General features: G+C 34.1%; 7 protein-coding genes. 6 read left to right on the top strand and 1 reads right to left on the bottom strand.

The genetic code is table 11. The features are described from left to right. The first annotated feature begins 175 nt into the window (after window positions 1-175). The 6 genes from L950_RS12515 (at window position 176) to L950_RS33120 (ending at window position 4,867) form a co-directional block, all read left to right on the top strand. The gene (locus L950_RS12515) at window positions 176-1,660 is read left to right on the top strand and encodes a hypothetical protein (protein ID WP_021190211.1); all 1,485 of its coding nucleotides are present in this window, start codon (window positions 176-178) and stop codon (window positions 1,658-1,660) included. Between the two features lie 24 nt (window positions 1,661-1,684). Further along, window positions 1,685-2,317 carry a hypothetical protein gene (locus tag L950_RS12510; protein WP_031288405.1) on the top strand — a complete coding sequence of 211 codons (633 nt, stop codon included), beginning with the start codon at window positions 1,685-1,687 and terminating at the stop codon, window positions 2,315-2,317. Window positions 2,318-2,461: 144 nt separating this feature from the next. After that, complete coding sequence (locus L950_RS26490; protein WP_021190209.1) at window positions 2,462-3,436, top strand: SMI1/KNR4 family protein; 975 nt, start codon at window positions 2,462-2,464, stop codon at window positions 3,434-3,436. Window positions 3,437-3,574: 138 nt separating this feature from the next. Further along, the gene (locus L950_RS12500) at window positions 3,575-4,093 is read left to right on the top strand and encodes a hypothetical protein (RefSeq protein ID WP_237682755.1); all 519 of its coding nucleotides are present in this window, start codon (window positions 3,575-3,577) and stop codon (window positions 4,091-4,093) included. Window positions 4,094-4,111: 18 nt separating this feature from the next. Then, the gene (locus tag L950_RS12495) at window positions 4,112-4,576 is read left to right on the top strand and encodes an SMI1/KNR4 family protein (RefSeq protein WP_021190207.1); all 465 of its coding nucleotides are present in this window, start codon (window positions 4,112-4,114) and stop codon (window positions 4,574-4,576) included. Window positions 4,577-4,681: 105 nt separating this feature from the next. Next, window positions 4,682-4,867 carry a hypothetical protein gene (locus tag L950_RS33120; protein WP_231577217.1) on the top strand — a complete coding sequence of 62 codons (186 nt, stop codon included), beginning with the start codon at window positions 4,682-4,684 and terminating at the stop codon, window positions 4,865-4,867. Between the two features lie 283 nt (window positions 4,868-5,150). Here L950_RS33120 and L950_RS12485 read toward each other — a convergent pair whose 3' ends face one another. Then, a complete protein-coding gene (locus L950_RS12485; protein WP_021190205.1) occupies window positions 5,151-6,227 on the bottom strand; it encodes a hypothetical protein in 1,077 nt (358 codons plus the stop codon). Between the last annotated feature and the right edge of the window lie 67 nt (window positions 6,228-6,294).

The following is a 6,294-nucleotide window of genomic DNA, read 5'->3' as shown; positions in this document are numbered from 1 at the left end:
TTTAGATGAATTTCTAAAGATCAACTTCAAGAAATAGCAGAGTGCCTAAGTTCTTTGTCTTTTCAAAATCCAATTGGAAACAATATATTAGGCTAAAATATAGCTGATAACTGGGATAGTATTCATCTTATATTCTATCTAATATTGATGGATAAGATGAATAAAATTATTAAGCATGAAAACTATAGCTTTTAGTATCCTATTTATGTTGATTTCAATCACAGCTTGTACACAAGAAAAAAAGGACAATTCTCCTGATGTCCTTTTAAAAAAGAAGACCATAAAAAGTGTTCCTTTTTTAACGAAGCAAAATGATTTTATCTATGTAGATAAAGCAAGTTTGAAAGCTGTCACAAATCAAAAATTCCGTACGGCATCCCTATTGACACCGACAGGTTTTGCAATTGTTGAAAATGACAAGAATGAATATGCAGCCATAGACGAAAATGGCAAAATAGTTTTGGATTTTTCAGCCAGCGAAATCAACTTAAACGTTATAAATGGTTTAACTTTTTACAAAAGAGACCTGGAATATGTCAAGAAGATGCCGATCTGGAAATGGGAATGGAATATTCTGGGAGGAGGAATCCAAAAAGAAAAAAACTACCACAACATTGAAATAGGAGTAGTAGAAACTAAGCAAATTTTACTTCATAAGGATGTTCCATATTTGGACGACAGTTACTATTTAAATTTTATCCCAGTAGATAAAAACCACATCTTTTGGAATGGTACCCTGTATGAAATCAAAAAAAATCGCTTGAATAAAATTGAACATAATATCACTGAATTTCTTGAAAATAAACGCTTTATTAAAGCTTCTAATGCAGGTTTTTCCCTTTATGAAATGAACCATAAAAAACCAATTCGCAACGGATTGGAAGGTGTCGAAACACTTTCAATGCAATTTGAGAAAGAAACAATCGTGCTCTATGAAATTAATAAAGAGCGTTATACACCTGAAGTTCCTAAACTACTATTAGATAGCGAAACCAATGCTGTTTATCCGTTTCCACAATATGAAAAGGTATTTCCAAAGGAAATCACAAAGGCAACAGCTAAACAGATCGATTTCATAAGAAAAACTACCCTAGTGTATTCAATAACTAATTCACCTTATTTTCTATTGGGTGTTTTTAATTATGATCATGCTATTTGGGCGTTCGATTGGCTATATATTGATACCAAAGGAACTGTTGTTGATACCATTGATACGTATAATTTTAAGGTCATGGATCAAGTAGGAAATTTGGTCTGGCCCGATAGAAAGATGATTTTACCAAATAGATACATGGATAAAAATTGGAAATTTGGGAAAATAAATTCATACGAAGGCATGGGTGATTTATATATTATTCCGATTGAAGACGAAAAACAATTTCGCACTAAAGGCTTGTGGAATCGGCACGAACATATCTGGGAGATAAAGCCCGAATATCATGAAATATCAGTTTTGAATACTGAAAATCAGATCTATGCTCTTCAAAAAGAACAGGGTGGATTGTATGCGCTTTACGATAATAAAAATAAACAAAATATTGGATCAAAAGCCTATCAATCCATTAATTCGGATGGACTGGTCACGGTTAAATTGAATGCAGAGCAAACTATTTATTACTATATTGACATTTGTTCTGGAAAAGAATACAAAGAAAATTAATAATAAACTCCAAATACGATATTTATGATTTTCAGAATGCTGTTACCGCTTGTTGCTTGTGTTTTAAGTTTATCCTCTTTTGCGCAGATACGTACAGGAGTATATTTTCCTTCCGATCAAAAATTCAATGAAATAATTGAAGATCTTGGAAATCCATTGCCCGGAAATCCGGTAATGGTTGTTCAATCATTTGTTCCCAACCGCGGAAGTTATGTTTGGTTTTTAAACGAAAGCAAAGCTGCACAGGACGCTTATCTTAACGATAACCCCAAGGATCTGCACGCAGGAATTTTTCTGGAAGATCATGGCGGATTAATTTCAAAAATTACCTTTAAAGATTTTGCTGTAGGATTGGCACAACCGATCTATCTCATTAATTACTGTGAAGTTGGAGATGCAGATAAGGATGGTTTTCCTGAGTTTTACCTTACTTATTTTCAAGAATCAGATGGTTTAGATGCTAAACCGCTGAAAGTTATCGTTTACACAAATGGGGGCGGAAAAACATTCTTAAAATCAAAGATTACCGGTTGGATTCCTTTTCAGGAAGAAGATCAGTATCGAGAAGAAAGAGATGCAAATTTTAAGTTATTACCCAGAGAGATAAGACGGAACGCTGAAAAAATACTGCACGATGCGAAAAGTCAACTGAATTAATAGGCATATGAAATTACCCAATCACTGGCAGAACTTTATTAAAATATTTCAGAAGAAATTTAATTCTGAAATCGTGTCTGATAGCATACATGTTTTTCAAGATGAGGAGGCTATTAAAGAACGCTTTACAACCCATCAGTTGAGATGTATTTGCCTTATTATATTCCTGTGGCCGATGATTCTGGAGGACAAGTGGCCGTAATTTCTAGAAATGAGGAGGACACAAAGGTATATCTTACTTCTTATGGCACCTTGGAAGAAAAATATTTTAAAATATTAGATCGAGATTTACTGCATTGGATGCAACGAAAATTTCCTTTTGATAACGAAGATAAACAGGAAAACGAATTAACTGCGGAACAGCAGGCATCTTTTGAAAGTGAAAATAAGCACCTCTTAGAGCAAGTTGGTCAGTTTCCTTCCTTATTAAATTTTTGGAATCAAACGTATTCGATTGAAAATCTCTGTCTCCCGGAAAACTTTCCAGTAGTAGATCAACTGCTGGCATTCCAAGATGGATACGCTTTTAATACGGTTGCATCCAAAAGCTTGATTGGCGAAAAGGAAGGAGATTTTAAGGAAAGCTGGCTAGTCATTGGCAGTAATTATTTTGCAGACCCTTTTTTTATCGATTTTAACGATTCAGAAGAAAATTTTCCCGTTTATTTTGTCTTTCATGGTGCAGGAAAATGGAAACCGATTAAAGTGGCGGATAGCATTGATATTTTTCAAAATATTTTACGATCCATTTTTGAGCTACGGTATGATAAAAATGGCCTACTTTCATTATTAACAGAATTGAGTATTTCAGGCAATGAATTTTGGGATGAAGTTTATCAAAATGTGCTGGAGATGCCAGAGATGGCAGAAGATGAGCAAAATGAAATGATCAGCGAATCGGATTGGCAGGAGGCTGAGGTGTATATCACAGATATCGGTCCAAATAAAATGAAAATAGTCTCCTTATTAAAAGCGAAGTACCGATTGTCGGGTGCTGAAGCGCTGCAAATGAGTAAGGAAGCGCGAATATTGTATCACAAAGGTCCTAAAAAATGGATACACAGCAGCGTTCAAGAATTAGAGAATTTAGGTGCTCAGGTAGCAATCGTTATACTGTGATCATTAAAGTGGATGTATAAATAGGTTGTTGGAAAAAAAGTAAAAACTCTAAAAACTACCAGTATCGGGGATATTTTCAAACGGTATCTTTTGTTATCTTTAATTCAAAGATTTATTAGAAATAAGACCGTGAGATATTTGGCAGTTTTAACTTCATTTTTAGCGTTATTTGGCTGTAAAACAAATGTTCAGAAATTACAGATTTCTACTATTTACACCGAACCAAAGCGGGTATTAAAAGAAATTCCAGAAACTGGTGCAATACAAACTTATGTGAGCCGTAAGGAAGTTACAGAACGCTTAGTTCCTCTTATTTACATGCTCTATAAAGATGCTGAAACGCTTAAATTTCGGATGCAGGGCAACATCAGTTCCAGTGGCCATGCTGTTCATCAGCTTAGAAAAATTCGTTTTGAAAGAGGAGAACAAAAGGGGAATACCATCACATTGCGGTATTACGTAGAGATTAAAAAATATCCAGGCAAGCAAAGCGCTGATGTAAAGGGATATAATTATACCAAAGATGAAATTTATAAAATACCTAATGATGTTAAATTAATAAATATCCAATTGTATGAAGACCGCATCGATGGTATAGCAGCTACCAATCCAAAACTTATAGCTGAGCAGACCTTTAATTTCTTTGCAAAAATTTAAACATCTGAAAACGAAACGATGAACGCATTAAGTAAAGACCTACATTTTATTACGAAGGATTCTGATCATGAAACTTTAAATAAAAGATTTCAGACACGATATTCGAACCTGCCGGATGATTATCTTGCTTTTTTAAAAACATACTCCTTGCTCACGAACCACTCCGATACAACATGGTTTAACAGCATTACAGATTTTAATGAGACAAATGATGAGAATGATTTCAAATGGAATGAATTTGAAATTCTGTCCTTAGACGCTTTTGATGGAGATGTTGAAAATCAACAAGTGGTAAAGAATTTTTGGAATCAACATGTACCTATTATTCTATCTGTTAAAAAAGGTTATGCCTATTTTGCTCTTCATGTTTCAGAAGAAAATTTTGGGAAAATCTATTATGGTCAAGAACCTGAGTTTGAAGAAACAGAACTTGTGTCGGACAGTTTTAGTGCTTTCATTGAAGCGATCCAAAAAGATCATTAAAGAAAGAATACCTGGATTTGTTCTAAAGATCGTGAAAAGGTCAAACAAATTTTGGCAATGATTGTACTTGAAAGAGTTTGTTTATTAAAAAAAAATAAAGCGACAATGAAAAAAACTGCTGCCTTTACTTTTTTTAGCCTCTTGCTGACAATAACGATTCTAAGTTGTGCAGATGCTGAAAGAAAGAAAAACAACTTCCCTAACGAACTTAAAAATACCAACTGGATCATTCAGGAAGGAGGGCTTGTCACGATAGATGGTGATACAACCTTTCGCTTATCAAAAAGATAGATACGGCACTTATTTTCAATTTTTACGCAGTAGACTTTCTCGATCAAGAAAGATTTACAAGTTATGATAGTTGGGAATGTGGCAATGATTGTTTCACACAAATATTTGGAAGATATTATTTCACCAAAGCAGATCAAATTGAAATGCAGGTTGATAGCATTGCCCGATCTGGAACATGTGAAGCCCCAACCCAGGTTTCACCATATCAAAAGTCATGTCCTTTAATATGGTGAAAAGGTGATCAACTGCAGCTGATCAGAAAATAGCAGTTATATATTTTTAACTAAAATAGATTCGGCTTCAACTGAATTTTTATGTAAGCTGTCTTTTGGTTTTTACCCTTCGCCGGCGCTGAATTTGTCGGGAATACTTCAGCATAAAAAGTGTCGTTATCCGCCCAAAAAGCTTTTTTATGATCTGCAATTTTGAAGTTCGTAAAATTAATATACAGCAGGTTTTCTTGATCAGAAACTTGCTCCGCGTATTTGTTAATGGTAAAATCACTTCCTACGTCATTGTTTGAATTGACATAAGAAATCCAATTTTTACCTGGAATAATCTGTGGATAACCACCGGTAAACGTTCTAAAATTAACTTCAGGTTTTATCGTATAAAACGAGTAGTACATATCGTATACTTCAGGCGATTCTTCTTTGAAAATCTCTAAATTTAGTGTAGGAGACTGCCCGATATATTCATTGGATAACATGCCGTCTTCTGTATGGACATTCTCATGCTGCACAATCGTGGTTTCTTTTCCATTTTCCGTATACACCCAGTTGCCATCTTTCAGTTTTACTTTCGGATTTTTCACTAAGACTTCATCGATTCGATTTTTAGAAGCTATTTTAAATTCTTGTGCAGAAACCTCTGCTATCGTACCGAATTTACGGAATGATTTATTTTTAAAATCTTGAGTTTTCTTCAATAAGCTGCTTCTGATCTCATAAAGATCTTTACCTTCTAAGGTCAAATCAAATGAGGCTGTGAATTCTGACTTCAGAACAAAAGCTTCAATGCTATTCGAAATGTTATTATCAATGCTAAAGTGGATCGCGTAAAAATCATCAAACTCCTCAAATCCGTAATAATTATCGAGTTTATTTTTAGCTACTTTTAGGTGATCAGCATTTTTGCTTGGAGCCATAAAAAAATGAACAGAATCTAGTATGGTAAATAATTGAAAGGGTACATCCTGTATATTATCTACACCTTTTATCTTTTTGAAATCGGTTAATGTAATGATTTTCTTCGTAACTTCAGTGGTCTCTTTACTAGTTTCAGTTGCTTTAGGAGACGGATTACATCCCACAAAAGTAACAACTAGGGTGGATATGACGAATGGATATAATGTTTTCATTTTTTGTGTCTTTTAGCAAAGATATTACTATTCAAATTGGCTTAATATGGCCGAAAGCAGGGATTTA

It is taken from the genome of Sphingobacterium sp. IITKGP-BTPF85, assembly GCF_001006065.1.
Taxonomy (GTDB): Bacteria; Bacteroidota; Bacteroidia; order Sphingobacteriales; family Sphingobacteriaceae; genus Sphingobacterium; species Sphingobacterium anhuiense.
Note: the sequence above shows the minus strand (reverse complement) of the source record. Positions and strands in the feature narration are given on the sequence as shown.